At 69.1% G+C, this 23,541-nt stretch carries 25 protein-coding genes; 12 read left to right on the top strand and 13 right to left on the bottom strand.

What is annotated here, in order from left to right; translation table 11 throughout:
• Positions 1–3: 3 nt before the first annotated feature.
• Complete coding sequence (gene uvrB / locus E0E05_RS13620) at positions 4–3,057, bottom strand: excinuclease ABC subunit UvrB (protein WP_244597732.1); 3,054 nt, start codon at positions 3,055–3,057, stop codon at positions 4–6.
• A 177-nt stretch (positions 3,058–3,234) separates the two neighbouring features.
• Here uvrB and E0E05_RS13610 point away from each other — a divergent pair, with 177 nt between their 5' ends.
• The 4 genes from E0E05_RS13610 to E0E05_RS13595 all read left to right on the top strand — a co-directional run bounded on the left by E0E05_RS13610 (position 3,235) and on the right by E0E05_RS13595 (position 5,508).
• Positions 3,235–3,384, top strand: a complete 150-nt coding sequence (locus E0E05_RS13610) for an entericidin domain-containing protein (protein WP_131617212.1) — start codon at positions 3,235–3,237, stop codon at positions 3,382–3,384.
• 80 nt (positions 3,385–3,464) lie between these two features.
• Positions 3,465–4,175, top strand: a complete 711-nt coding sequence (locus E0E05_RS13605) for a phosphatase PAP2 family protein (RefSeq protein WP_158629374.1) — start codon at positions 3,465–3,467, stop codon at positions 4,173–4,175.
• A 16-nt stretch (positions 4,176–4,191) separates the two neighbouring features.
• Positions 4,192–5,001 (top strand): DUF1206 domain-containing protein, encoded by an 810-nt coding sequence (locus tag E0E05_RS13600; RefSeq protein WP_131617210.1) that lies wholly within the window; start codon positions 4,192–4,194, stop codon positions 4,999–5,001.
• A 90-nt stretch (positions 5,002–5,091) separates the two neighbouring features.
• Positions 5,092–5,508 (top strand): VOC family protein, encoded by a 417-nt coding sequence (locus E0E05_RS13595; RefSeq protein WP_131617209.1) that lies wholly within the window; start codon positions 5,092–5,094, stop codon positions 5,506–5,508.
• 17 nt (positions 5,509–5,525) lie between these two features.
• Here the strand turns inward: E0E05_RS13595 and E0E05_RS13590 are convergent, their stop codons facing one another.
• Positions 5,526–6,224 (bottom strand): class I SAM-dependent methyltransferase, encoded by a 699-nt coding sequence (locus E0E05_RS13590; protein WP_244597731.1) that lies wholly within the window; start codon positions 6,222–6,224, stop codon positions 5,526–5,528.
• 85 nt (positions 6,225–6,309) lie between these two features.
• Here E0E05_RS13590 and E0E05_RS13585 point away from each other — a divergent pair, with 85 nt between their 5' ends.
• Together E0E05_RS13585 and E0E05_RS13580 are read left to right on the top strand one after the other, a co-directional pair.
• A complete protein-coding gene (locus tag E0E05_RS13585) occupies positions 6,310–7,230 on the top strand; it encodes a LysR family transcriptional regulator (protein ID WP_131617208.1) in 921 nt (306 codons plus the stop codon).
• A 307-nt stretch (positions 7,231–7,537) separates the two neighbouring features.
• The gene (locus E0E05_RS13580; protein WP_131617207.1) at positions 7,538–9,289 is read left to right on the top strand and encodes a carbamoyltransferase family protein; all 1,752 of its coding nucleotides are present in this window, start codon (positions 7,538–7,540) and stop codon (positions 9,287–9,289) included.
• A 6-nt stretch (positions 9,290–9,295) separates the two neighbouring features.
• On the opposite strand, the gene E0E05_RS13575 is transcribed toward E0E05_RS13580, so the two are convergent.
• A complete protein-coding gene (locus E0E05_RS13575; RefSeq protein ID WP_192900412.1) occupies positions 9,296–9,982 on the bottom strand; it encodes a zinc metallopeptidase in 687 nt (228 codons plus the stop codon).
• Positions 9,983–10,084: 102 nt separating this feature from the next.
• Entirely contained in the window at positions 10,085–10,438 is a 354-nt protein-coding gene (locus E0E05_RS13570; RefSeq protein WP_131617206.1) for a hypothetical protein, read from the bottom strand.
• Between the two features lie 208 nt (positions 10,439–10,646).
• Here E0E05_RS13570 and E0E05_RS13565 point away from each other — a divergent pair, with 208 nt between their 5' ends.
• Positions 10,647–11,186 carry a hypothetical protein gene (locus tag E0E05_RS13565; RefSeq protein WP_131617205.1) on the top strand — a complete coding sequence of 180 codons (540 nt, stop codon included), beginning with the start codon at positions 10,647–10,649 and terminating at the stop codon, positions 11,184–11,186.
• 158 nt (positions 11,187–11,344) lie between these two features.
• The gene (locus E0E05_RS13560; RefSeq protein WP_131617204.1) at positions 11,345–12,130 is read left to right on the top strand and encodes an extensin-like domain-containing protein; all 786 of its coding nucleotides are present in this window, start codon (positions 11,345–11,347) and stop codon (positions 12,128–12,130) included.
• A gap of 253 nt (positions 12,131–12,383) precedes the next feature.
• On the opposite strand, the gene E0E05_RS13555 is transcribed toward E0E05_RS13560, so the two are convergent.
• Together E0E05_RS13555 and E0E05_RS13550 are read right to left on the bottom strand one after the other, a co-directional pair.
• A complete protein-coding gene (locus E0E05_RS13555) occupies positions 12,384–12,773 on the bottom strand; it encodes an acyl-CoA thioesterase (RefSeq protein ID WP_131617203.1) in 390 nt (129 codons plus the stop codon).
• A 54-nt stretch (positions 12,774–12,827) separates the two neighbouring features.
• Positions 12,828–13,607 (bottom strand): EAL domain-containing protein, encoded by a 780-nt coding sequence (locus tag E0E05_RS13550; RefSeq protein WP_131617202.1) that lies wholly within the window; start codon positions 13,605–13,607, stop codon positions 12,828–12,830.
• Positions 13,608–13,817: 210 nt separating this feature from the next.
• Between E0E05_RS13550 and E0E05_RS13545 the strand changes: the two genes are divergently transcribed.
• Together E0E05_RS13545 and E0E05_RS13540 are read left to right on the top strand one after the other, a co-directional pair.
• Positions 13,818–14,909 carry a zinc-binding dehydrogenase gene (locus tag E0E05_RS13545; RefSeq protein ID WP_192900411.1) on the top strand — a complete coding sequence of 364 codons (1,092 nt, stop codon included), beginning with the start codon at positions 13,818–13,820 and terminating at the stop codon, positions 14,907–14,909.
• 147 nt (positions 14,910–15,056) lie between these two features.
• Positions 15,057–16,271 (top strand): mandelate racemase/muconate lactonizing enzyme family protein, encoded by a 1,215-nt coding sequence (locus E0E05_RS13540; protein ID WP_131617201.1) that lies wholly within the window; start codon positions 15,057–15,059, stop codon positions 16,269–16,271.
• A gap of 69 nt (positions 16,272–16,340) precedes the next feature.
• Here E0E05_RS13540 and E0E05_RS13535 read toward each other — a convergent pair whose 3' ends face one another.
• From E0E05_RS13535 to E0E05_RS13525, 3 genes are all read right to left on the bottom strand, one after another.
• Positions 16,341–16,580 (bottom strand): DUF1344 domain-containing protein, encoded by a 240-nt coding sequence (locus E0E05_RS13535; protein WP_131617200.1) that lies wholly within the window; start codon positions 16,578–16,580, stop codon positions 16,341–16,343.
• 226 nt (positions 16,581–16,806) lie between these two features.
• A complete protein-coding gene (locus E0E05_RS13530) occupies positions 16,807–17,061 on the bottom strand; it encodes a DUF1344 domain-containing protein (protein ID WP_131617199.1) in 255 nt (84 codons plus the stop codon).
• A gap of 316 nt (positions 17,062–17,377) precedes the next feature.
• Complete coding sequence (locus E0E05_RS13525) at positions 17,378–18,289, bottom strand: DMT family transporter (RefSeq protein WP_131617198.1); 912 nt, start codon at positions 18,287–18,289, stop codon at positions 17,378–17,380.
• A gap of 213 nt (positions 18,290–18,502) precedes the next feature.
• Here E0E05_RS13525 and E0E05_RS13520 point away from each other — a divergent pair, with 213 nt between their 5' ends.
• Together E0E05_RS13520 and E0E05_RS13515 are read left to right on the top strand one after the other, a co-directional pair.
• Entirely contained in the window at positions 18,503–19,594 is a 1,092-nt protein-coding gene (locus E0E05_RS13520) for a DUF1176 domain-containing protein (protein ID WP_131617197.1), read from the top strand.
• 11 nt (positions 19,595–19,605) lie between these two features.
• A complete protein-coding gene (locus E0E05_RS13515; RefSeq protein WP_131617196.1) occupies positions 19,606–20,196 on the top strand; it encodes an HD domain-containing protein in 591 nt (196 codons plus the stop codon).
• A 7-nt stretch (positions 20,197–20,203) separates the two neighbouring features.
• Here the strand turns inward: E0E05_RS13515 and E0E05_RS13510 are convergent, their stop codons facing one another.
• From E0E05_RS13510 to E0E05_RS13495, 4 genes are all read right to left on the bottom strand, one after another.
• Positions 20,204–21,103: an SDR family NAD(P)-dependent oxidoreductase gene (locus E0E05_RS13510; protein ID WP_158629373.1), complete on the bottom strand. Its 900-nt coding sequence runs from the start codon at positions 21,101–21,103 to the stop codon at positions 20,204–20,206.
• A 186-nt stretch (positions 21,104–21,289) separates the two neighbouring features.
• The gene (locus tag E0E05_RS13505; protein WP_131617194.1) at positions 21,290–21,817 is read right to left on the bottom strand and encodes a DUF1499 domain-containing protein; all 528 of its coding nucleotides are present in this window, start codon (positions 21,815–21,817) and stop codon (positions 21,290–21,292) included.
• A gap of 30 nt (positions 21,818–21,847) precedes the next feature.
• Positions 21,848–22,999: a PQQ-dependent sugar dehydrogenase gene (locus E0E05_RS13500; RefSeq protein WP_131617193.1), complete on the bottom strand. Its 1,152-nt coding sequence runs from the start codon at positions 22,997–22,999 to the stop codon at positions 21,848–21,850.
• A 99-nt stretch (positions 23,000–23,098) separates the two neighbouring features.
• Positions 23,099–23,434, bottom strand: a complete 336-nt coding sequence (locus E0E05_RS13495; protein WP_131617192.1) for a hypothetical protein — start codon at positions 23,432–23,434, stop codon at positions 23,099–23,101.
• Positions 23,435–23,541: the final 107 nt, after the last annotated feature.

Below are 23,541 nucleotides of genomic sequence, written 5' to 3'. Positions count from 1 at the left end.
CGATCACCGCCGCGGCTTCTCGGTGCGGCCCACGGTCATCTCGTCGAGCGCGTTCTTGCGGAAGTAGGAGCCACCATCGGACTTGCCCGGCCTGCCCTTGGCCTTGTTCTTGCGCGCCTCCTGCGTGTTGGCGATGCCGGTGTCGCGGGCGAGCGCGTCGTCCATCACCGCCAGTTCGGTCTCGCGCAGGCGCTTGACCTCGTCGCGCAGGCGCGCGGCGGTCTCGAAGTCGAGATCGGCGGCGGCGTCGCGCATCTGTTTCTCCAGCGCCTCGATGTGGGTCGCCAGGTTGTTGCCGATCAGCGCGCCCTCGTCGCGCGCCAGGCCCTTTGCGCCGGAGATGTCGGCGCGCACATGGTCGCGCTCGTAGACGCTGTCGAGAATGTCGGCGATGTTGGCGCGCACCGATTGCGGCGTGATGCCGTGTTCTTCGTTCCAGGCGAGCTGCTTCTCGCGGCGGCGATTGGTCTCGGCCAGCGCCCGCTCCATCGAGCCGGTGACCTGGTCGGCATAGAGGATCACCTTGCCGTCGACGTTGCGCGCGGCGCGGCCAATCGTCTGGATCAGCGAGGTTTCCGAGCGCAGGAAACCCTCCTTGTCGGCGTCGAGGATGGCGACGAAGCCGCATTCGGGAATGTCCAGCCCCTCGCGCAACAGGTTGATGCCGACCAGGCAATCGAAGGCGCCCAGGCGCAGGTCGCGGATGATCTCGATGCGCTCGATCGTGTCGATGTCCGAATGCATGTAGCGCACGCGCACGCCCTGTTCGTGCAGATATTCGGTCAGGTCCTCGGCCATGCGCTTGGTCAGCACCGTGCAAAGGGTCCGGTAGCCGGCCTGCGCGGTGGCGCGGATCTCGCCGAGCACGTCGTCGACCTGGGTCTTCGCCGGGCGCACCTCGACGGGCGGGTCGACGAGGCCGGTGGGGCGGATCACCTGTTCGGCGAAGACGCCGCCGGACTGCTCCATCTCCCAGCCGCCGGGTGTCGCCGAGACGGCCACGGTCTGCGGGCGCATCGCGTCCCATTCCTCGAACCTGAGCGGCCGGTTGTCCATGCACGAGGGCAGGCGGAAGCCGTATTCGGCGAGCGTCGCCTTGCGGCGGAAGTCGCCGCGATACATGGCGCCGATCTGCGGCACGGTGACGTGGCTCTCGTCGATGAAGACGATGGCGTCGTCGGGAATGTATTCGAACAGGGTCGGCGGCGGCTCGCCGGGATTGCGGCCGGTCAGATAACGCGAATAGTTCTCGATGCCCTGGCAGGAGCCGGTGGCTTCCAGCATCTCCAGATCGTAGCGCGTGCGCTGTTCGAGCCGCTGCGCCTCGAGCAGCCGGCCGGCCTTTTCCAGTTCCGCCAGCCGCTGGCCAAGCTCCGCCTTGATCGATCTGATCGCCTGGTTGAGCGTCGGCCGCGGCGTCACATAGTGCGAGTTGGCGTAGATCTTGACCGATTGCAGATCGTCGGACTTGTGGCCGGTGAGCGGGTCGAACTCGGTGATCGCCTCGATCTCGTCGCCGAACAGCGAGATGCGCCAGGCGCGGTCCTCGAGGTGGGCCGGGAAGATCTCGATCGTGTCGCCGCGCACCCGGAACGTGCCGCGCACGAAGTTGATGTCGGCGCGCTTGTATTGCTGGGCGACCAGATCGGCGAGAAGCTGGCGCTGGTCGATGCGGTCGCCGATCTGCATCTGGAAGGTCATCGCCGTATAGGTCTCGACCGAGCCGATACCGTAGATGCACGAGACCGAGGCGACGATGATCACGTCGTCGCGTTCGAGCAGGGCGCGGGTGGCCGCGTGGCGCATCCGGTCGATCTGCTCGTTGATGGTCGATTCCTTCTCGATATAGGTGTCGGTGCGCGGGACGTAGGCCTCGGGCTGGTAATAGTCGTAATAGGAGACGAAATATTCGACCGCGTTGTCCGGAAAGAACGACTTGAACTCGCCATAGAGCTGGGCGGCCAGCGTCTTGTTGGGGGCGAGGATGATCGCCGGGCGCTGGGTCTGTTCGATCACCTTGGCCATGGTGAAGGTCTTGCCCGAGCCGGTGACGCCCAAGAGGACTTGCGTGCGTTCGCCTTCGGCACCCCCCTCTGTCGGCTGCGCCGACATCTCCCCCTCAAGGGGGGAGAAGGGTGCATCGTCGGCGATATCGGTGCGGTCGGTTGCCAGCTTGCCGCCCCCTCTCCCCCCTTGAGGGGGAGATGCCCCGTCAGGGGCAGAGGGGGGTATTCCCAACCCCTCCACAAGATCGCGGATCGCCGTGGGCTGGTCGCCGGCCGGCTGGTAGTCGGTGACCATGCGCAGCGGAATGCCGCCCTCGGACTTTTCGGGCCGTTCGGGCCGGTGCGGCACCCACATCTCGCCGTTCTTGAACAGCGGATTGCCGCTCTCGATCAGCGCCTTGAGCGCCTCGACCGTCGCCGTCACGCCGGACGTCGAGGCGAGCTGTTCGGCCTCCTCCAGCCCCACATTGAGGCCGGCGACCGGGTTCAGGCCGGCCGCGGCGCGCTCGCGCGGATCGTTGGTGCCGCCGATCGACACGCCGCCGCCGGTGCGTTTGTCGCCGACCTCATATGTCTTATCGCTCGCTGATCGCTCGCTCCGGCGGGGAGCCGCCGACGCGCCGTCGCGCTTGCGGCCCTTCGGGCCGGACGAGGCGCCGGTGCCGCTCTGCCCCTCACCCTTGCCCTCTCCCCGCGCGCTGGGAGAGGGGGTCGCCGGCTTGCGAGCCGAGCCCACCGGGTCGGGCGCCTCGGTCGGCTTCGGGGCCTTCTCCCCGCCCGACGGGGAGAAGGTGCCCGACGGGGCGGATGAGGGGCTGCCGGACCCCGCCTTGCGGCGGTGCTTGCCGGCCTTGCTCCTGATGTCCCGCGTTTCGGCGTCGCGCTGTTCGCGCGCGGCGTCCTCCTCGAGCCGGCGCACCCAGTCCTCGATCGAACCACCCGAGACGGGCGCGCCCTCGAGCCCGGCCTGCGGCGCCTCGCCGAAGCCGTCGCGATCCTCGTTCCGTCCCTCGGCCTCGGGCCGGCCGGTCTTCTTCTTCGGTCTTGCCATGGCGCCAATATGGGAAAAGGCCGCGGCGAAGGAAAGGGCGGCCTCGCGCGCGAACGGTGCCTCCTGACAGGAGGGTGGCAGGAGGTCGGGTCGTTCGCCAGCCCACGCCGAACGGGCCGGCCGGGGAACGTTCCGCGCAAGGGTGCGTTGGCGGTGCATCCACCGAGGGAGACGAACGTGAAACAGATTCTCAGCACCACCCTGTTCGCCCTGCTGCTCGCGGTCGCGGGCTGCGCCAACACGATCCAAGGCGCCGGCCAGGACACGGCAGCGGCCGTCGACGCGACCCAGAATGCGACCGCAAACGTCGTGGACGCCGTCGACTGAGGCGCCTTGCGATGACGGAGGAAGCGGCGCCGGATCGAGGCGGCGCCAGCACCGATCGCGCGAGCGCACGCGCGCGAGCCGTGCCAGAGCATGGCGATTCCGGCCCCGCCGGCACCCGCCGCGCGGCGGGTGTCGCGATCGGCGGGCTCGTCTGCTTCGCCCTGCTGGCGCTTGCAATGACGCAGGGCTGGTCGACGGCGATCGACGAGGCGGTGCTGCGCGCCTTCCGCGTGCCGACCGATCTTTCCGATCCGCTCGGGCCGGCCTGGTTCGAGGACACGATGGCCGAGTACACCGTGCTCGGCGGCTACACGGTCCTGTTCACGCTGGCGGTGCTTCTGGCCATCGCGCTGGTGCTGCTCGGCGAACGTGCGGCCGCCTTGTTCCTGGCCGTCGCGCTGGCCTCCGGCACGGCGGTCGCGCAGGTCGCCAAGCGGTTCTTCGACCGGGCGCGGCCCGACCTGGTCGATCCGCTCGACCGGACGATGACGTCGGCCTTTCCGAGCGCCCACGCGACCGTCTCGATGGTCGCCTATCTGACGCTCGCCATGGTGATCGTGCGCTTCGTGCCGCGTCATGGCCTGCGCGTCTACGTGGTCGTCGTGGCGGTGGCGCTGTCGTTCGTGATCGGCATCAGCCGCATCTATCTGGGCGTGCACTGGCCGACCGACGTGCTGGCCGGCTGGAGCCTGGGCGCGAGCTGGGCCGCGATCTGCTGGCTTGCCGCGCATTTTCTCTCCCGCAGCCGGCCGCCCGGTCATCCGATGCCGCTCGGCCATTCCCGCATGTAGACCCCGAGGATCCCCCATGAACCTGAAGAACCAGATGAAATGGATCGAGCCGCTGGCCCGGTTCGGATATGCGGCGCGCGGGCTCGTCTATCTCGTGCTCGGCATCCTGATCGTCGCCGGCGCCGGTGTCAGCCGGAACGGTTCGGCGATGCGCGAGGCGGTGAACACGCTGCGCGAGCAGCCGTTCGGCCAGACCCTTTTATGGCTGCTCGTCGTCGGGCTCATCGGCTATGTCGCTTGGCGGCTGGTGCAGGCCGCCTTCGACACCGACAAGCACGGCGCCGGCGCCAAGGGGATCGGCATCAGGGCCGGCCTGTTCATCAGCGCGGCGACCTATGCGACGCTGGCGCTCTACACGCTGACGCTGCTCGGCATCGTCGGCGGCGGGACCGGCGGCGGCGGACAGGGCGGCGGCGATGCGACCACCTGGCTTGCGACCATCGTCGGCGCGCGCTGGGTCGCGGCGATCCTGTGCGCGGCCTTCGCGGTCGCGGCGATCGCCCATTTCGTCAAGGCGTTCGGCCGCAAATATGCCGACCACATGGTGGTCGACGGCGACAAGATGAAGATCATCGATCCGGTGTCGATCGTCGGCCTTTGCGCGCGCGGCGCGGTGTTCGTCGCGCTCGCGGCGCTGACCTTCTACCGGTTCCGGACGGCCGGCGGCGCGACCAGCACGCCGGGCCTGGCCGAGGCGCTGTCCTTCATTCGCGGCCTGCCGATGGGGTCGATCCTTCTGACCGCGATGGGCGTCGGCCTGATCGCGTTCGCGCTGTACTCGTTCATCGAAGCCCGCTGGCGGCGGATCAACTGGGAGGATGCTTAGCGCGGGGTTCGTCAGTGGCGTCCCTCGATTGCGTCATGGGTTTGCGGGGCAAGCGGTGCTAATCTGCCAGCGCCAATCCGGGAGGACGCCATGCACCCCACACCCTATCTGTTCTTCAACGGCCAGTGCCGCCAGGCGCTGACCCGCTATGCCGAGATCTTCGGAACCCAGATCGAAGACCTGATGCCGGCCTCGGACATGCCGCCCGAGTTTCCCGTTCCCGACGATCGGAAGGACTGGGTCATGCACGCCCAGTTGCGGATTGGCGAGGGCGTCATCATGGCGTCGGACAATCTGATGGGCGAGAGCGCGACGATGGACGGCGCCTCGGTCATGCTCAGCTATCCGACGGTCGACGAGGCAAGGGCCGTGTTCGACGCGCTGGCCGAGGGCGGCGAGATCACGATGGCGTTCGAGCCGACCTTCTGGGCCGCCGGGTTCGGCACGTTGCGCGACCGGTTCGGCGTGCGCTGGATGATCGGCACCGACGAGGCGCCGGCGCAGTAGCCGGCGCGCCTGCCCGTTCAGGTCTTGCGCGCGACGATGAACGGGCGCGCATCGCGCCCCCTGGTGCCGTGGAACTCGACCGCTTCGACGACGAAGCCGTTGCGCCCGATCGCTTCGCGCAGGGCCCTTCCCGAGAAACACAGCACCGGCGGCGCCTTGCCGACCGCGCGCATGGCCGGCAGCATCACCCAGCGGATCGCCGGGTTCATGTCGCCCAGGCACGGCGTCTTGGCGATCAGCAGGCCGCCCGGCCGGAGCGCGTCGCGGATCCGCGACAGCGTGGCGTCCAGATCGGGAACCAGATGCAGGATGTTGTGCGCCATCACGGTGTCGTAGGCGCCATTGGCGAAGGACGGATCGTCGGCGGTGGCGACGAGGAAGTCGACGTTCGCCGGCCCGCCCTCGGCCAGCTTCTCGTTGGCGATGGCGATCATTTCCGATGAAATGTCGGTGCCGGTGATGTGGCGCACGTGCGGGGCGTGCCGGAGCGCGGTCGAGCCGGTGCCGCAGCCGATCTCCAGGACATCATCGTCGCGCGTCAGGAACTCGCGGGTGCGCTCGAGCGAGCGCTCGTAGCCGGCCTCGTCCTCGATCGGACTGCGCGCATATTTGCGCGCCATCCTGTTCCAGAAGCGGGCGTCGGACCGCTGGCGGGCCGGAGAAGACTGTCGGCTGCCGGCGGTCATCGGCGCGTCTGCGGTTGCGGTGCGGGGCATAGCCTATCTCCTTTTGACGCGCCTTTTATCATGCGATTTTCGCAGGTGAATTGCGCAAATTCGCAGTTTCGATATACGTTAATGCATGAATGAGTTCGACTGGAACCAGGCCCGCGCCTTCCGCGCCACCGTCGAGGCGGGGTCGCTGTCGGCCGCCGCGCGCAGGCTCGGCCTGACCCAGCCGACGCTCAGCCGGCAGGTGGCCGCGCTCGAGGACAGGCTCGGCGTGACGCTGTTCGAGCGGGTCGGCAAGACGCTGGTGCTGACCGGCGCCGGCACCGATCTTTACGACCACGTCAAGGCGATGGGCGCGGCGGCCGATGCGATGGCGCTGGCGGCGACCGGCCAGGCCGAGACCGTCGAGGGCACGGTGCGCGTGTCGGCGACCGACATCTTTGCGGTCTATCTGCTGCCGGCGGTGCTCGGGCGCATTCGCGCGCTGGCGCCGCGGCTTTCGATCGAACTGGTCTCGTCGAACGCGATCAGCGATCTCAGGCGCCGCGAGGCCGACATCGCCATCCGCCATGTGCGGCCCGAGCAGCCCGACCTGATCGCCCGGCTGGTGCGCGAGTCCGGTGGCCACGTCTACGCCTCGCGCGGCTGGGTGGAGCGGCACGGCATGCCGGCCGGTCCGGCCGATCTGGCCGGGGCGGACTTCATCGGCTTCGACCAGACCGAGCGGCTGGTCGCCTATCTGCGCGAGTGGGGTCTGCCGGTCACCACCGCAAACATCCGCCTGATGTCGGAGAACTCGGTGGCGGTGTGGCAGATGGTCCGGCGCGGGCTCGGCGTCGGCGTGATGATGCGCGAGATCGCCGAGATGACGCCGGAGATCGTGCCGCTGCTGCCGGATCATCCCCCGGCGCCGGTGCCGATCTGGCTGGTCAGCCATCGCGAACTGCGCACCAGCCGCCGCATCCGCATCGTGTTCGACGCGCTGGCCGAGGCGCTCGCCGTCGCGCCCGCGCCGGGGGCGGCGATGGACATGGTGCCGCCGCCGGAATAGAGCGTTCTGTGATGAGATTGAAACAATTCTGTTTCCGGTCTGGCGAGGCGATCCACAAGGAGAAGCGCGCCGTGCGTAGCGGCGCTACAGACAAGCGCTTCGACGCGGTGGGCGTCCGCCAACCGGAAACCCGAAAGGGCCGGGCTGGTTTGGCCCAATTCCTGCGGCCTTCGTCTCGGCCGTATCCCGATACGCCCGTCGCCGAAGTCCTTGATCCTGAACCAAACCCCCTCCGGCAGAATGGTTCAATCTCATCACAGAACGCTCTAAGCTCCGTCCTCCCAGCGTCAGCCGTTGCACCTCCCTGATGTCCGATCCCTACTATCTTGGCCTGGCGACGACGTTCCACGATCCGGCGATGGCGATCGTCGGGCCGGACGGCGCGGTGCTGTTCGCCGAGGCCGCCGAGCGGCACCTGCAATACAAGCGCGCGCCCAATTGCGAGGCCGCGCCGATCTCGCGCCTGCCGGGCCTTCTGAAGCGCTACGTGCCGCGCGATGCCGACATCGTGGTGGCGACGAGCTGGGGCGCGCGCTTCGTGCGCACGCTCGGCAAGGCGGCCGAGGCGGGGCTGATGGGCCATGAATCCGTTTCGACCGCGCAGGCCGGTCTGAACCGGTCCTTCGTGCCCGACCGCACCGAGCGGGCGCTGGTCGCCAATCTGCATCACCTGCAGGCCGCCGCCGGGCTGTCCGTGCAGGTCGCCGCCGACCGCATCGGCGCAACCGGAACGGTGACGCTGCGCCGCTATCCGCACCATCTGACCCACGCCGCCTACGGGTTCCGGTCGGCCGGCTGGCCGGAGGCGGCGGGTCTGGTCGTCGACGGAATGGGCGAGCGCGGCGCGGCGGCGCTGTTCGCGCCCGGCGAGGACGGCGTGCCCGTCGAGGTGCATCAATATCGCGGGCCGATGAGCCTTGGCTTCTTCTTCGGGCTGATCACCGAACTGTGCGGGTTCGATCCGGTCAAGGGCGAGGAGTGGAAGGTGATGGGCCTTGCGCCCTATGGCCGGTCCGATCCGGAACTGCGCGCGCTGGTCGACCGCATGTGGACCGTCGAGGACGGCGTGCCGGCTTCGGCGCCCGTCGATTCGATCACCGGAGCGGCGACCGCGCTCGAAGGCCTGCGGCCGGCGGACGCCGTCCGCGAGGGCTGGGCCGATCTGGCGCGCGTCGGCCAGGACACGTTCGAGGCGATGATGGACCTGCTCGTCGCCGACGCGCACCGGCGCGTGCCGACCGGCGATCTGGTGCTGACCGGAGGTTGTGCGCTCAATTCGTCCTACAATGGCAAGCTCGTCGCCCGCTCGCCTTTCTCGCGGCTGCATGTGCCCTCGGCGCCGGCCGACGACGGCAATGCGATCGGGGCGGCGCTGCTGGCGCTGGCCGAGGACGGCAAGGCGCGCGGGGCCGCCGGCGGGACCGCGCGCGCCGCGCCGTTCCTGTCGCCCTATCTGGGCTCGGAGGTCGACGACGCGCCGCTCGAGCGCATGGCGGCTTGGGAGCCGCGCCTCGAAAAGGCGGGGCCGGCGGTCGTCGCGCGCGCCGCGCGTGCGCTCGCCGAAGGCAAGCTCGTCGGCTGGGTGCAGGGCCGCGCCGAGTTCGGCCCGCGCGCGCTCGGCAACCGCTCGATCCTCGCCGATCCCCGCCCCGCCGACGCCAAGGCCGCGCTGAACGCCAAGGTGAAGTATCGCGAGGCGTTCCGCCCGTTCGCGCCGGCGATCCTGGACGACGCCGGCCCGGACTGGTTCGAGGACTATCAGGACAGCCCCTACATGGAGCGCACCCTGCGCTGGAAGCCGCATGCGCGCGCGGCGGTGCCGGCGGTGGTGCACGAGGACGGCACCGGCCGGCTCCAATCGGTGCGGGCCGACCGCAACGGACGCTTCTGCGAGCTGATCGCGGCGTTCGCGGCGATCACCGGCGTGCCGATCCTGCTCAACACCTCGTTCAACGTGATGGGCAAGCCGATCCTGCACAGCACCGAGGACGCGCTCGCCATGTTCGCGACCACCGGCATCGAGGTGCTGGTGGTCAATGACTGGATCATGGAGAAGTAGCGCGCCTCAGCGCAGCAGCCGGATCCACCGCGCCAGATCGATCAGGCTCATCAGTGCGCCGGCGACATAGGTGAAGGCGGCGGCCCTGAGCACGGACCGGGCGCCGCCCAGATCCTCCTCGCGCAGATAGCCGCCTTCCTTCAGGATCGGCAGGGCCTTGCCGAAGCTCGCATCATATTCGACCGGCAGCGTGACCAGATGGACCAGCACGCGCACGGCCAGAAGCGCGATGCCGATGCCGGCCATCGCGAGGAAGGCGCCGGGCGAGCGCGCGACCAGCGTCAGGACGGGCGCCGCGATGAAGAAGATCGCAGCGAACCGGTCGCTGACCTGGGCGATGCGCACCAGCGACTGGCGCAGCTTCAGCCCGTTCTCGCCGCGATGATGCTGGAGGGCGTGGCCGACCTCGTGCGCGGCGATGGCGACCGCGGTCAGGCTCGGCCTCGAATAGGTGTCGGCGGACAGGCGCACGACGCGCGCCTCCGGATCGTAATGATCGCCCTTGTCGGTCTGTTCGACGCCGACGCCGTCCAGACCGAAATGCTCGACCAGATGTTGCGCCAGTTCGCCGCCGGTACCGGGAAAATCCGGGCGCGGCGTGCCATGGCGCTGCATGGTCCGTCGCACCCAGAACTGCGGCAACAGGACGATGGCGGCGAACAGCGCCAGGGCGACAAGGCCGATCAGGGCCACGGACGTCTTCTCCAGGAAAACCGGGGGTCCCGATCAATATGGGGCGTGCCCGCGCACCGGCCAAGGGCGCCGGCGTCGCACCTTTCGCCTGCGGGCGATGATTCAGTTGGTGCTGATCGAGCCGCGCACGCAGTTGTCGGGCTCGGTGCCGTCGGCGAAGCCGTCGTTCGCCGAACCCGGCGTGCGGCCCTGGATCCGGCGGCATTCCTCGACGCTGGTGCCCGCCTCGCCGGTGATGGTGGGCTGCGCCCCGGCCCCGGCGGAGCCGGTCGTGCCGAGGCGGTCCGTCAGGTCGCTGCTCGAGGAGGTGGCGATGACGTTGCCGGTCACCGGCGGCAGCGGCTCGTTGGAGCCGCGATCGAGCGGATTGAGGTCGCTCAGCGCTGTACAGCCGGCGGTCAGGCCGAGCCCGGCGAGGGCGATCAGGGCGGCGGCGCGGCGAAGAATGGTGTGCATGTGTTCGTCTCCCGGCCCGCGACCATAGGGCCGGCGCCTTCGCCGATCAATGATCGAGGCGCGCCGTGGCGGGGAACCTTCGATGCCCGTGCGGATTATTAACCATGATCGCGGCGCGCCGGCCGTGTGACCGTTTGCACAGGCCCGGTGGGAACGTCCGCATAGAGTTAACGTGCAGGAGGCGGTGGCAGGAGACCACCGAAGGCACATGAGACATGACAACGCAGCAAGCACCCGACCCCTGACCGCAATCGCGGCCGCAGACGATCGCCGCCATGCGGGACGCATCGCCATCATTCTGTTCGCCCAGTTCGCCATGCTGGTCGCGCTGATGTGGGTGGTGCTCGGCGTGGTCATGGCCCATGCCGACGACCGCTCCGGCCGCGTCCTCGCCTATGCCGAGCCCAACCAGGAGCGCTTCGCCGCTCCGTTCGAGGGCCAGCGTGGGCTCGAGACCGCCTATGCCGACGAGATCGGCCACCCGCTCAACGATGCGTGGATGGGCCTGAACGTCGTCACCGCCGACGGCCGGATCGCCGGCTATGTCAGCGATGCGTTCATCGGCCCTGATGGGACGGTCGATGAGATCATCGTCACCCCGGCGGACGGTGCGGTGCTCGGCCATCCGGTGTACGTGCCGGCCGGTCAGGTCACCTATCGCGGTCTCGACGTGCAGATCACCGCGACGCTGGCCCAGCTTGCGCGCTACGAGCCGGTCACCGACGACCTCGCCGGCTTCGCGCAGTAGAGCGTTCTCCGACACTCCCTGTCGAGTTCATGGTCGGCCCCGGCATCGCGCCGGGGCCGATCGTCTTTACCCGGCCTTAACCACCCTGCCCAACGTCCTGTTCATCGTGTCGGCCTAGGCTCCGCACGGGGGGCCACCTTCGGCAACGGAGCGGAGCCATGGGCACGACGGGTATTTCATCAAGCGTCGCAACGGGCGCGCGCATCGCGGTTCGGCTGGCGGCCGTCACCGCCGGCGGGCTGGCGCTCGCGGCGTGCAGCTTCCTGGACTGGGGCTTCATGGACGGCGCGGCCAAGGCGCCGCCGGCAAGCATCGATCCCTCGCCGACGCGCACCATCTTCTCGCTGCCGCGTCCGTCCATTCCGGGGCTGGGCCTTGGCGGTGGTCCGGGCGTGATGAGCGCCGCCGAACGGCAGTGCCGCGCCGCGCTGAAGCGCCGCGGCGTGCAGTTCGTCGACATCGCGCCGATCCGCGACAGCGCGGCATGCGGCATCGACCATCCGGTCAAGGTGTCGACGCTGGCGCGCGGCGTCGCGCTGAAGCCGGCGGCGACGCTGAACTGCCAGGCCGCGCTCGCCGCCGCCGAATGGCTGCAGGAGGATGCCGGCCCGGCCGCCCGCAAGCGGTACCTGACCGGCATCGCCGAGGTGCGCAACATGTCGTCCTATTCGTGCCGGCGCATTCGCGGCTCCGGCCAGTGGTCCGAGCATTCCAAGGGCAACGCGCTCGACATCGGCTCGTTCAAGCTCAAGAACGGGCACGTGATCGACGTCTCGCGCCAGGGCCTGTTCGCGATGCGGGCGCGCGGCTTCCTGCATGCGGCGCGGGCGGGGGCCTGCGACGAGTTCTCGACCGTGCTCGGCCCGGGCAGCGACGCCGACCATGCCGACCATTTCCACTTCGACCTGCGCCAGCGGCGATCGGGTTATCGCCACTGCGACTGATCCGGGTGGGGGCTGCCGTACGGGCGCCCACCGGGCGAGAGCAGGGACGCAACGGCCTTGCCACCACCCTCTCCCCGCTTGCGGGGAGCGGGATGCGAGACCGCGTGCGCGCAGCGGGCGCTGGTCGCAGCGGGGTGAGGGGCAAGATATCGTCGGTGGTGTAGAGCTGCTCGCTTTTGCTCCGCCCCTCATCCGACCCCTCGCCACGCTCGGGCCCACCTTCTCCCCGCCGGGCGGGGAGAAGGAAGCCGGCTTAACGCTCCGGCGGGATCGGGGTCGGCTTGCCGGTCGCATCGAGCGCGACCATGGTGAAGCGGGCAAAGGTGACGCGCTCGCTGTCCTCGGAAAGATAGCGCTGCGCCCAGGCCTCGATGTAGAGCACCATCGAGGTGCGGCGGACGTTTTCGACCTCGGCGTGGATCGACAGCGTGTCGCCGATCCGGACCGGGCTCTTGAAGGCCATCTCGTTGACCGCCGCGGTGACGACGCGGCCGCGCGCCCGCTCGGCGGCGGCGATGCCGGCGGCCAGGTCCATCTGCGCCATCACCCAGCCGCCGAAAATGTCGCCGGCGGCGTTGGCGTCGCCCGGCATGGCGAGCGTGCGCAAGGTGAGCGCGCCGCGCGGCGCGGTGTCCTCGTTCATCGGAAGTGTCCCGTCGCGATCCGGCCCTCTGGTTGCCGGGAACCGCGCGGTGCGTCAACCCGCTGCGGCAAGCGCCGGCACATGGTCGGGACGGCGCGGCGTCGGCAGCGCCTCCATTGCCGGCCGCGCCAGCAGGTAGCCCTGCATCAGCGTGACGCCGAGATCGCGCAGCACCGCGTATTCGGCCGCCGTCTCGATGCCCTCGCAGACAAGGCGCACGCCGAGATCGCCGGTCATCCGCACCATATGGCGCACGATGCCGCGCTTGACCGGCTCGGTGTCGATGTCGCGGACCAGCGCCATGTCGAGCTTGACGATGTCGGGCTGGAACCGCGACAGCAGTTCGAGCCCCGCATAGCCCGCGCCGAAATCGTCGATCGCGGTGTGAAAGCCGAGCGAGCGGTAGGCGTGCAGGATGTTGAGCAGGTGCTCGGCGTCGAGCCGTTCGACCTCGGTGAACTCGAACATGATCCGGTCGAGCGGAAAGCCGGTGCGCATCGCCGCCTCGAGCGTCAGGCGGATGCAGGCGCGCGGCTCGTAGACCGCGTTCGGCAGGAAGTTGATCGACAACAGCGCGCCGGTCTCCGGCAGGCCGACCTTGGTGGCGACCTCGATGGCGGTGGTGCGGCAGGTCTGGTCGAACACGTAGCGCGTCTCGTCGGTCACCTGCGCCATGATCGCGCCGGCGCCGGCGCCGTCGGCGCCGCGCAACAATGCCTCGTAGGCGAAGACGTCGCCCGTCTCGGCATGGACGATCGGCTGGAAGGCCATGGTGATGGGCACGTCGAACCGCGCGCCGTTCCTGCAGGCCCTGCATTGTCTGCTTGTCGTCATGGAAATCACCCGCTTCATTCGTCTTTGCTCGCTCGGGATTACCGGAGCGGGCTTAAGAATTGATGTGCCGCGACCGTATGAATTCGCCGACCGACGCCTTTCGGCCCGCCATTGGCGCAAAGTCGACCCGCCATGTCGCCTGACCGAAACGACAGACGCGCGCGCCGGTGTTTGGATGGGCCGACGCGACCGGCCGGGGGAGGGCCGTTCATGCCGCAGACGATCCGCGCCGCCGTCACCCGCGCCTTCGGCGAGCCGATGCGCGTCGAGACCGTCACGCTCGCCGATCCGGGGCCCGGCGAGGTGCTGGTCGCGGTCAAGGCGTGCGCGATCTGCCATTCGGACATCACCTATGCGGATGGTGGCTGGGGCGGCACGGTGCCGATGGTGCTCGGCCACGAGGCGGCGGGCATCGTCGAGGCGACCGGGCCGGGGGTGACGCGCGTCAAGCCGGGCGATCCCGTGGTGGTCACGCTGATCCGCTCGTGCGGCGGCTGCCACTATTGCGCGGGCGGTCACGATTTTCTTTGCGAGACCGTGTTCGATCTCGACCGGACATCGCCGCTGACCGACGGCACCGGCGCACCGATCGGCCATGGCCTGCGCACCGGCGCGTTCGCCGAAAAGCTCGTGGTCGAACAAAGCCAGCTCGTCGCGGTGGGCGGCAACATGCCGTTCGCCTCGGCCAGCCTGCTCGCCTGCGGGGCGATCACCGGCGTCGGCGCGGTCACCAACACCGCGAAGATGCCGGCGGGCGCGCATGCGGTGGTGATCGGCTGCGGCGGGGTGGGGCTGAACGCGGTGCAGGGCGCGCGGATCGCCGGCGCCGCCTCGATCATCGCCATCGATCTCGCGCGCGAAAAGCTCGACGCCGCGCTCAGGCTCGGCGCGACGCGCGCGATCGACCCGTTCCACGAGGACGCCGTCGACATCGTCACGGCGGCGACCGGCGGGCGCGGCGCGGACTTCGTCTTCGTCGCCTCGGGCGCCCCGGCGGCGCTCGAAAGCGCGGCGAGCTATATCGGCAAGAACGGCACCGTCGTCATCGTCGGCATGCCGGCGAGCGACGTCAACATCGCCTTCAACCCGGCCAGCTTCGCCGGCTTCAGCCAGCGCATCATCGGCTCGAAGATGGGCTCGGCGTCGGTCGCCCGCGACGTGCCGCACCTTGCCGCGCTGTGGCGGGACGGCGTGCTCGACCTCGATTCGCTCGTCACCGGCCGCTACCCGCTCGATCAGATCAACGAGGCGATCGCCGCGACGCGGGCCGGGCAGGGCTTGCGGAATGTGATCGTGTTCTGAAGGAAGTGAATAGTGAGTGGTGAATAGTGAACAGGGTTGCGTCGACCGCGGGTCAGGCGGACCATTCACCATTCACCATTCACCATTCACCATTCACCATTCACCATTCACCATTCACCATTCACCATTCACCATTCAAAGCCAGCCATGCCCACCATCACCGACATCGACACCTTCATCGTCGGCACGCCCGAGGGCACGCCCGGCGGGCGCTATTTCCTGTTCGTCAAGCTGACCGATTCCGAAGGCGTCGTCGGCTGGGGCGAAGCCTACAACGCCACCTTCGGGCCGAGGGTCACGGCGGCGATGATCGTCGATGCGGCCGAGCGGCACCTGGTCGGCCGCGACCCGCACGACGTCGAGGCCTTTTTCCGGCGCTGCTATTCGTCCGGCTTCACCCAGCGGCCGGACGTGTCGATGATGGGGTGCTTTTCGGCGCTGGAGATGGCCTGCTGGGACATCATCGGCAAGCATGCTCGCCAGCCGGTGCACAAGCTGATCGGCGGTGCGGTGCATGAGCGGCTGCGGTCCTACACCTATCTCTATCCCGCGACCGGCTCGATCTATCCGGCCGAAACGGCGGGCCGCAACGTCTACAACGATCCGGACATGGCGGCCGAGGCGGCGCTGGCATGGGTGAAACGCGGCTTCACGGCGGTCAAGTTCGACCCGGCCGGGCCCTACACCGTCCTCGATCCGCACCAGCCGCTGCTGACCGACATCGAACGGTCGGCGGCGATGGTGGCCGCGGTGCGCGAGGCGGTCGGCACGCGCGCGGACATATTGTTCGGCACTCACGGCCAGTTCACGCCCTCGGGCGCGGCGCGGATGGCCAAAGCCATCGAGCCCTACGATCCGCTGTGGTTCGAGGAGCCGGTGCCGCCGGACATGCCCGAGGCGATGGCCGAATTCGCGGCGAAGACCTCGATCCCCGTCGCGACCGGCGAACGACTGACGACGAAGTACGAATTCGCCCGGCTGCTGGCGCTGGGCGCGGCGCAGATCGTCCAGCCCGATCTCGGCCGCTCCGGCGGCATTCTCGAGACCAAGAAGATCGCCGCGATCGCCGAGACCCATCACGCGCTGGTCGCGCCGCACTGTTATTGCGGCCCGATCGCGGCGGCGGCGAACATCCAGCTCGCCGCGACGCTGCCGAACTTCCTGATCCTGGAGGCGATCAAGGACTGGACGGGCTTTCATGCCGATCTGATCAACCGGCCGCTGGTGCTCGAAGAGGGCTACACGCTGGTGCCGACCGAGCCGGGGCTCGGTGTCGCGCTGAACGAGGAGGTCGCCCGCGCCCACCCCTATGACGGGCCGGACCTGCATCTTGTCATGGAGGAGCGGGCGGTTCAGCCCTGAAGAATGGCCAAATGTACGGCGCAAGGGCCGTGCCGGCGACGCCCTGTGGCGCCGCCGGCGATCAGCGGCCTACTGGCCGACGATCTCGGTGACCTCGTTTGTCGCGTCGTCGACCGTGATCATGACCGTCGCTCCGGCCTCGATGGCCGACAGGTCGATACCCTCGGCGACGAGCAGTTCGCTGCCGTCTTCCAGAACGACCGTGCGCGTGTCGGCATCGATGCTCTCGATGACGGCTTCCATCTGCGCCGCAACGGCGGCGGAGGTCGCGGCAAGCGCTGCCGCAAGTGCAATGACGAGCTTCCTCATCTTCGTGTTTCCTGAATGAAACCCGGGCTCAGCTCGCGTGTTCCGCTTTGCTGCCGGGCAATCGATGACTAGCCGAAAGCGTATGAACCGGCAAGTGGGATTCCGCTAAAGCGCTTTGTTTTCAGTGGCTTGAAAAAGCTCAAAAAGCGCCGCAATTCCGCCGCGTTCGCCGCCGCCGGGGTGGTGGGCGACCGGTCGAAGCCGGCCGCCCGGCCCGTCCGGCCGCTTACTCGACCTTGGTGACCTCGGTCAGCGTGGTCGTGCCGTCGGTGTAGACGACGGAGATCATATCGCCGGGCGCCACGCCGGAGAGGTCGACCTCTTCGGCCGCCGTCCAGGTCGAGCCGTCTTCGAGCACGACCATGCGGGTCTCGGGGTCGATCGAGGCGACCACGCCCTCACCTTCGCCGGCATGGGCGTAAAGGGCGGTGCCCATCAGGGCGGCGGCGGCCATGGCGGCTGTCAGTGTGCGTTTCATCATCAGGTCCTTTCTGTCTCCCGTTTGGTGCCGGCGCCGTCCGTCCGGTCGTCCGGTGCGGTGGCGTCGACAGACCGGAAGCTGGGGCGAAGACGGTCGCCGCGCAATTCACGTTCGGTTGCCAAAAGTCAGCGAAATCAGTGCCTTATTGCCGCCATGATTGATGCCTCGCTGCCATGATCGGCGTCGGGAGCGCCAAAAGAGCCGGACGATCAAGGCGTCGCGCGCGCCACGATCTGTCCAGAATCGGGCACGCCGGGGCGCCAGCCCGTCCCGGGCCGATCACGCGGACGCGATCCGATGGCGGATTTGATGGCGGTTACGGTTCGTGAGCGGGCGCCGGACGGGCCGGGCGCAGCATCGGGACCAGTTCGACGGCGAGGATGGCAAGGAAGATCAGCGCACAGCCGACAAGGCCGATCGGCGCGATCCGCTCGGCCAGGATGAGCGCGCCGAACAGCGCCGCGAACGGCGCCTCGGTCGACATGAAGATCGCCGCCTGCGGGGCCGTGGTGTGCTGCTGGGCGATCGCCTGCAGCGTGAAGGCGACGCCGCCGGACACGACGCCGGCGAACAGGATCTCGGGCGCGGCGGCGACGATCGGGGCGAGGGCGACCGTCTCGAAGGCCGGCGCCAGCACGCAGCCGATCACCCCGCAGACGAGAAACTGGGTGAAGGCCAGCGTGAACGGGCGCGGCGCGCCGCGCACGAAGCGGCCGAGCGCGATGACGTGGAATGCCCACAGAAGCGCGCACAGGAGCGTCCACAGATCGCCCTCGGTCAGCCCGTCGAGACGGCCGCCCGACAGGAGCCCGATGCCGGTGAGCGTGACGAGCGCGGCCGGCCAGACGACCGGATGCGGAAATTCGCGCAACAGCACCACCGCGACGATCGGCACGATGACCACGTAGGTGCCGGTCAGAAAGCCCGCATTGGTCACCGTCGTCGTCAGAAGGCCGATCTGCTGGGCGGCGAGCGAGGAGAACAGGATCGCGCCGAGAAGGGCGAAATTGCGCCACTGGCGCGGTGTCAGCGGCGCGCTTCCCCTTGCGGCCGCGCGCCGGCCCTCCCACAGCGCCAGCGGAGCGACGGCGACGGCCGCGGCGAGGAACCTCAGGCCGGTGAAGAAGACCGGGCCGATCGCTTCCATCGCCGTCGACTGGGCGACGAAGCCCATGCCCCAGACGGCACCGGTGATCAGCAACAGGCCATTGGCGGCAGCGCGGTTCATGGCGGTCCATCGGTTCGGCAAACGGGTGACCCCAAGCCGGTGCCACGTGCTCCCGGTCCGGGCAAGCGGGAACTTGTCACGGTGGCATTGCGGCGCGGACGGCAGGTTGCGCCCGGCGCGGCGCCGGTTCACAAATCGGTGTGACACACGGCCACTTATCACGGCCGCGCAAAGGCCTATGTTAGGATCGAGCCGAACAGCAGGAGTGCGCCCTTGCCGCGTCCGACCAGACCATCGACCTTCATGATCCTCGCCGCGCTCGTTGGCGCGATGCTGGCGACGGCATTGCCGGGGCCGGCCGAAGCGCGCGAGTTCAAGCGCATCCGCGACGTCAACGTCTCGTGCACCAACACGCTGCGCTGCGATCTGTACATCACCAATCCGCGCGTGACGCTCTATACGGTCGGCTTCCGCCGGGCGGCCGCGTTCGAGGCGCCGGTCGCGCTCTACCTGACGATGCGCGAGGCGCTGGCGGCGGGCTCGGAAGTGCGCTTCGTGATCGACGGCACCGAGCAACTGACGGTGCCGGTCGGCGCCTTTTCCTATCGCGCGGCGATCGCCGAATATTCCTATGACGACCAGGAGGCGGTGCGGGCGCTGTTCGCCGCCGCCAAGGCGGGCGAGCGGCTGCAGGTGACCTATCGTACCCGCAACGGACAGGCGACCGCGCAGTTCTCGCTGGCCGGCGTGGTGGCGGGCGCGATCTTCATGGACGAGGTGCAGGGCCGGGTCGGCCGCGAGGACGCGCTTCAGGCCATCGGAACGGTGGCCGATACGCCCGAAACGCCCGGCGCGGCGGTCGACGAGACGCTCGCCGATCTGGGCGCGGTGCCGGCCGGATTGCAGCGCTACTATGACGGGGTCGGCGCGCCATGCGCCGATTTCGACGGCGCCGTTCCCGATCCGCTCGGCGGGTTCACCGCCGAGATCACCGACGAGATACGGCTCGTCGGCCTGCGCTGCGGATCGGCGGGCGCCTATAACGCGCCGTTCGCCTTCTGGAAGCAGATCGATGGGACCTACTACCGTCTCGCCCTGCCGGTGATGACCGAGGACGGCCCGGGCGCCGAAATGGTCGCCTGGAACGCGGTCTGGGACGACGAGACAGACGAATTGACCGCCTTCTTCAGGGGGCGCGGGCTTGGCGATTGCGGCGTCTTCAACCGCTGGGACATCGGCATGGTCGGCTTCAACGAGGGCTTCGTGCTGCGCGAGATGCGCGTCAAGGATGAGTGCGACGGCGAGTTCGACGAGACCATGCAGAGCTGGGACCGGCTGTGGCCGCCGCAGCCCGACAAGTCGTAGACGGAGCTGCCATGGGACCGGATGCCGGCAATCTCGAGACCCGGCTTGCGTTCCTGCGCGAGGCCGAACGGCTCAAGGACACGCTGCGCTCCGGGGTGACCGCGGGCGGGCGGCAGGAGAGCGTCGCCGAGCATAGCTGGCGGCTGTGCCTGACGGTTCTGGCGTTCGCAGACCTTGTGCCCGACATCGATCCGCTGCGGCTTCTCAAGCTCGTCATCATCCACGATCTGGGCGAAATCTACGAGGGCGACGTGCCGGCGATCCACCAGAGGGCGGACGATGGGCGCGATGCGCGCGAGCGCGCCGATTTCCACCGGCTGACCGAACGATTGCCTGACGCGTTGCGAACCGAGTTCCGGGCGCTCTACGACGAATATGCCGCCGCCTCGACGCCGGAGGCGGTGCTGGCCAAGGGGTTCGACAAGCTCGAGACGATCCTGCAGCACACGCAAGGGGCGAACGCGCCGGACTTCGACTACCGGTTCAACCTGCACTACGGCAAGGTGCGCACCGACGCCCATCCGCTGCTCGCCGAAATCCGCGCGCTGATCGACGCCGAGACCGAGGCTCTCGCCGAAGGCCGCGCGGCCTGGGCGGGGTAGGGGCGCCTCAGGCCGTGTAGCGGGCGTTCATGCCGGCTGCCATGTCGATGACGGCGCCGCTGATGTACTGCCCGGCGGGAGAGGCCAGAAACAGGGCGGCGCCCGTCATGTCCTCGGGCTCAAGCATGCCGACCGGCAGGGTGTGCATCTGGTTCAGGAAGGTCTCGAACCCCGCCATCCAGGCCGTATCGTCCATGAGTTGCCCGAAGATCCCGGTGCGCACGCCGGTCGGAGCGATCGCGTTGACGGTGATCCCGTGCGGCCCTGCGTCGATCGCGGCGGATTTGACCAGACCGACAAGGCCCCATTTCGACGCGCCGTAGTCGGCCTGACCGCCCGCGCCCATCCGCCCTGCCACCGACGTGATGGCGATGAACCGTCCCGATTGCCGTTCGATCATCGCGGGAAGCGTCGCCTTCATCGTGTTTGCGGCGCCGGTCAAATTGATGTCGAGCACCGTCTTCCAGTGCGCGTCGGATACGCCATGGATCGGGCCGCCGCCGCCGACGCCGGCATTGGCGACGACGATGTCGAGCCGGCCGAACCGTTTGAGCGCCTCCGATGCCGCCGTGCGCATGGCGCCTGCGTCGGAGACGTCGGCCTTGATGGCAAGAACCTGACGGCCCTCGGCCTCGATCAGGGCGGCGGTTTCGTCCAGTTCGGCCTGCGAGCCGAGCCGGTATCCGAGCACGTCGCGATAGGCCTCGGCATCGGCGATGTCGAGCGCGACGATGTCGGCGCCGGCGCGCGCATAGGCGACGGCGATGGCGCGCCCGATGCCGCGGGCGGCGCCGGTGACCATGGCGACCTGGCCGTCGACAATGCCCGCGGCCGCGTTGTCGTCCTGCGCCGTGGCGGTGGCGGCCAGGGCCGACAGGGCAATCGGCGCGCCCAGGCCGGCTATCATCGTGCGCCTGCGCGCCGGGTCGCGCGGTTCATCGTTTGTTCCCGGTGTCGGGGTTCGGTCTTTCCTGGGGTCCATGTTTGCCTCCCTTGCAGCTCGGCAAGCCGACTGCATTCCGCCGGCCGCACCGGTTGCGACCGGGTGATCGGAAGACAATGGCAAGGGATCAGGCGGGCGCCTTGACCCGTGTCAATCGCCCGACGGATTTGCGGCCGGGAAAGCGCCTGTCCAGCGCTGGAGGCGGGCGCGGTTGTTGCCGGCGTCCGAATAGCCGAGCTGGGCGCGCGCATAGGCGATCAGCCCGGTGCGGCCCTCGCCCAGATCAACAGCAAGGAACTGGTTGGTGTCGGGAAAGCGCATCGTCTCGGTCCAGGTGACGTAGCGCAAAGCGGCCGCATCGCTGCCGTCGTCGACCCGCCGCTTGCGATCGGGCTGCGCCTCGATCGCCTGCCGCAGCGCGTCGATCAGGTCGCCCGGCGCCATCGCGTAGACGGGCAGTTCGGCGTCGACTGCCGCCCCATCGCACAGGCCTGGCGTGCACAGCAGCGCGTCATTGGGCCGTCCGGAGCGCTCGGGCGCGGTCAGATCGAACGGGCCGAGATCGGGGTCGCCGGCGATCGTCCGCCAGGTCTGCTCGCGGCCGAAGAAGATGAAGATCGTGCCGGCGACGGCGACAAGGGCGCCGGCGACGAGCAGCAGGCCGAAGAGCCATTTCATGGGATCGTCCGGGGTTCTTGGAGGGCGCGTTTACGATGCGGGTTCGCGTGCGACCCTTACGATCCGGCCCGGATCGGCGTCAATGGCCAGCAGCAGCGCGCCATCGGGAGCGACATCGACGTCGCGGATACGGCCGAGCGCGCCCTCGAACAGCTGCTCCTCGCCGGTGATGTTCGCATCGCCGTCGCGCGTCAGCCGCGACAGAAGCTGGCCGGCGAGCGCGCCGACGAACAGATCGCCCTGCCATTCGGGGAACATTTCGCCGTCATAGACCGCAAGACCCGAAGGCGCGATCGACGGGTCCCAGTAATGGATCGGCTGCTCGTAGCCCGGCGCCTCGGTGCCCTGGCCGATGCGCATGCCCGAATAGTGCCGGCCGTAGGAGATCTCCGGCCAGCCATAGTTCAGCCCGGCCTCGGGACGGTTGATCTCGTCGCCGCCGCGGGCGCCGTGCTCGACGGTCCACAAGAGCCCGGTCTCAGGATCGATGTCGGCGCCCTGGATGTTGCGGTGGCCCTTGGACCACAGCTCCGGCGCGACGCCGTCCTGGCCGACGAAGGGATTGTCTGCGGGCACCGAGCCGTCGCGGTTGACGCGGATCACCGCGCCGGCATGGTCGTCCATGTCCTGCGCGCGGGGGCGTTCGCCGCGGTCGCCGGTCGTCACGTAGACGGTGCCGTCCGGCCAGAAGCCGGTGCGCGAGCCGAAATGGCGGCCGCCGGAGGATTTGACGTTCATCGAGAAGATCGTCTCGACATTGTCGAGCGCGGGCGCATTCGTGTCGGCGCCGGTCAGCACGCCCCTTGCGAGCGCGGTGCCCGCGCCGCCCGGGCCGGGCTCGGAGAAGGTGAAATAGACTTCGCGCGTGTCGGCGTAATCGGGCGCCAGCGCAACGTCGAGCAGGCCGCCCTGGCCGCGCGTGGCGATCTCCGGCAGGCCGCCGATCGGTTCGGACAGCGCGCCGTCGCGGACGATGCGCATCGCGCCCTCGCGTTCGGTGACCAGCAGCGCCCCGTCGGGCAGCACCTCGACCGCCCAGGGATGGGTCAGGCCGTCGGCGACGGTCTGCACGGTCAGCGCGATGCCGTCCTCGGTGGTCACCTGCATGTCCTGGGCAAGGGCTGGCGCGGCCCACACAAGGGCAAGCGAGGTGATGGCGGTCGTCAGTCGGGCGCGGGGCATGATCGGTCTCCGGAGATCGGTTCCAGTACTCCAGAACCTAGGTCGCCGGGGCGACGCCGAAAGGGGCGCGGCTTCAAAAACGCTTGAAGGGCCGGGCCGTCAACGGGTGCGGGCGGCGGCGCCGGGCCGGTCGCGCCAGTCCTGTTCGAGCCCGCGCCAGAAGGCGAACGCGCCGGCGCTCATGGCGAAAAGGGCGACGCTCATCAGGCCGAGCAGCATCTCGCGGCTGGGCGCGAACGGGGCGGGATGAAGGGACGGCGCGGCGAGCATGGTCGCCAGCGCATCGGTATCGAGCATGACGACCGGGGACGCGGCGGCGGCCGAGGCGAGGCCGACGAGGGCGATCAGCGTGGCGAACACGAACCCGCCGATCAGCACGGCGGAACTTGCCAGATTGAAACGGCGCCGGTCGGCGCGATGGCTTGCGTAGTCCATGAACATGTTCCGTGCTCCCAGCCGCCCGGACAGTCGATTCGTCTCATGATCACGGATAGTTACGCTTTGCGGCGCCAACAGGATCGGATTGGGCCGGGCCGTGGGAA

It is taken from the genome of Roseitalea porphyridii (assembly GCF_004331955.1).
GTDB classification, from domain to species: domain Bacteria; phylum Pseudomonadota; class Alphaproteobacteria; order Rhizobiales; family Rhizobiaceae; genus Roseitalea; species Roseitalea porphyridii.
Note: the sequence above shows the minus strand (reverse complement) of the source record. Positions and strands in the feature narration are given on the sequence as shown.

What these genes read in the sequence shown, in the direction of transcription:
- uvrB (WP_244597732.1), bottom strand. Translation starts at nt 3,057, where the DNA reads ATGGCAAGACCGAAGAAGAAGACCGGCCGGCCCGAGGCCGAGGGACGG.
- E0E05_RS13600 (WP_131617210.1), top strand. Translation starts at nt 4,192, where the DNA reads ATGAACCTGAAGAACCAGATGAAATGGATCGAGCCGCTGGCCCGGTTC.
- E0E05_RS13595 (WP_131617209.1), top strand. Translation starts at nt 5,092, where the DNA reads ATGCACCCCACACCCTATCTGTTCTTCAACGGCCAGTGCCGCCAGGCG.
- E0E05_RS13590 (WP_244597731.1), bottom strand. Translation starts at nt 6,224, where the DNA reads ATGCCCCGCACCGCAACCGCAGACGCGCCGATGACCGCCGGCAGCCGA.
- E0E05_RS13585 (WP_131617208.1), top strand. Translation starts at nt 6,310, where the DNA reads ATGAATGAGTTCGACTGGAACCAGGCCCGCGCCTTCCGCGCCACCGTC.
- E0E05_RS13580 (WP_131617207.1), top strand. Translation starts at nt 7,538, where the DNA reads ATGTCCGATCCCTACTATCTTGGCCTGGCGACGACGTTCCACGATCCG.
- E0E05_RS13570 (WP_131617206.1), bottom strand. Translation starts at nt 10,438, where the DNA reads ATGCACACCATTCTTCGCCGCGCCGCCGCCCTGATCGCCCTCGCCGGG.
- E0E05_RS13565 (WP_131617205.1), top strand. Translation starts at nt 10,647, where the DNA reads ATGAGACATGACAACGCAGCAAGCACCCGACCCCTGACCGCAATCGCG.
- E0E05_RS13560 (WP_131617204.1), top strand. Translation starts at nt 11,345, where the DNA reads ATGGGCACGACGGGTATTTCATCAAGCGTCGCAACGGGCGCGCGCATC.
- E0E05_RS13555 (WP_131617203.1), bottom strand. Translation starts at nt 12,773, where the DNA reads ATGAACGAGGACACCGCGCCGCGCGGCGCGCTCACCTTGCGCACGCTC.
- E0E05_RS13550 (WP_131617202.1), bottom strand. Translation starts at nt 13,607, where the DNA reads ATGACGACAAGCAGACAATGCAGGGCCTGCAGGAACGGCGCGCGGTTC.
- E0E05_RS13545 (WP_192900411.1), top strand. Translation starts at nt 13,818, where the DNA reads ATGCCGCAGACGATCCGCGCCGCCGTCACCCGCGCCTTCGGCGAGCCG.
- E0E05_RS13540 (WP_131617201.1), top strand. Translation starts at nt 15,057, where the DNA reads ATGCCCACCATCACCGACATCGACACCTTCATCGTCGGCACGCCCGAG.
- E0E05_RS13535 (WP_131617200.1), bottom strand. Translation starts at nt 16,580, where the DNA reads ATGAGGAAGCTCGTCATTGCACTTGCGGCAGCGCTTGCCGCGACCTCC.
- E0E05_RS13530 (WP_131617199.1), bottom strand. Translation starts at nt 17,061, where the DNA reads ATGATGAAACGCACACTGACAGCCGCCATGGCCGCCGCCGCCCTGATG.
- E0E05_RS13525 (WP_131617198.1), bottom strand. Translation starts at nt 18,289, where the DNA reads ATGAACCGCGCTGCCGCCAATGGCCTGTTGCTGATCACCGGTGCCGTC.
- E0E05_RS13515 (WP_131617196.1), top strand. Translation starts at nt 19,606, where the DNA reads ATGGGACCGGATGCCGGCAATCTCGAGACCCGGCTTGCGTTCCTGCGC.
- E0E05_RS13510 (WP_158629373.1), bottom strand. Translation starts at nt 21,103, where the DNA reads ATGATAGCCGGCCTGGGCGCGCCGATTGCCCTGTCGGCCCTGGCCGCC.
- E0E05_RS13505 (WP_131617194.1), bottom strand. Translation starts at nt 21,817, where the DNA reads ATGAAATGGCTCTTCGGCCTGCTGCTCGTCGCCGGCGCCCTTGTCGCC.
- E0E05_RS13500 (WP_131617193.1), bottom strand. Translation starts at nt 22,999, where the DNA reads ATGCCCCGCGCCCGACTGACGACCGCCATCACCTCGCTTGCCCTTGTG.
- E0E05_RS13495 (WP_131617192.1), bottom strand. Translation starts at nt 23,434, where the DNA reads ATGGACTACGCAAGCCATCGCGCCGACCGGCGCCGTTTCAATCTGGCA.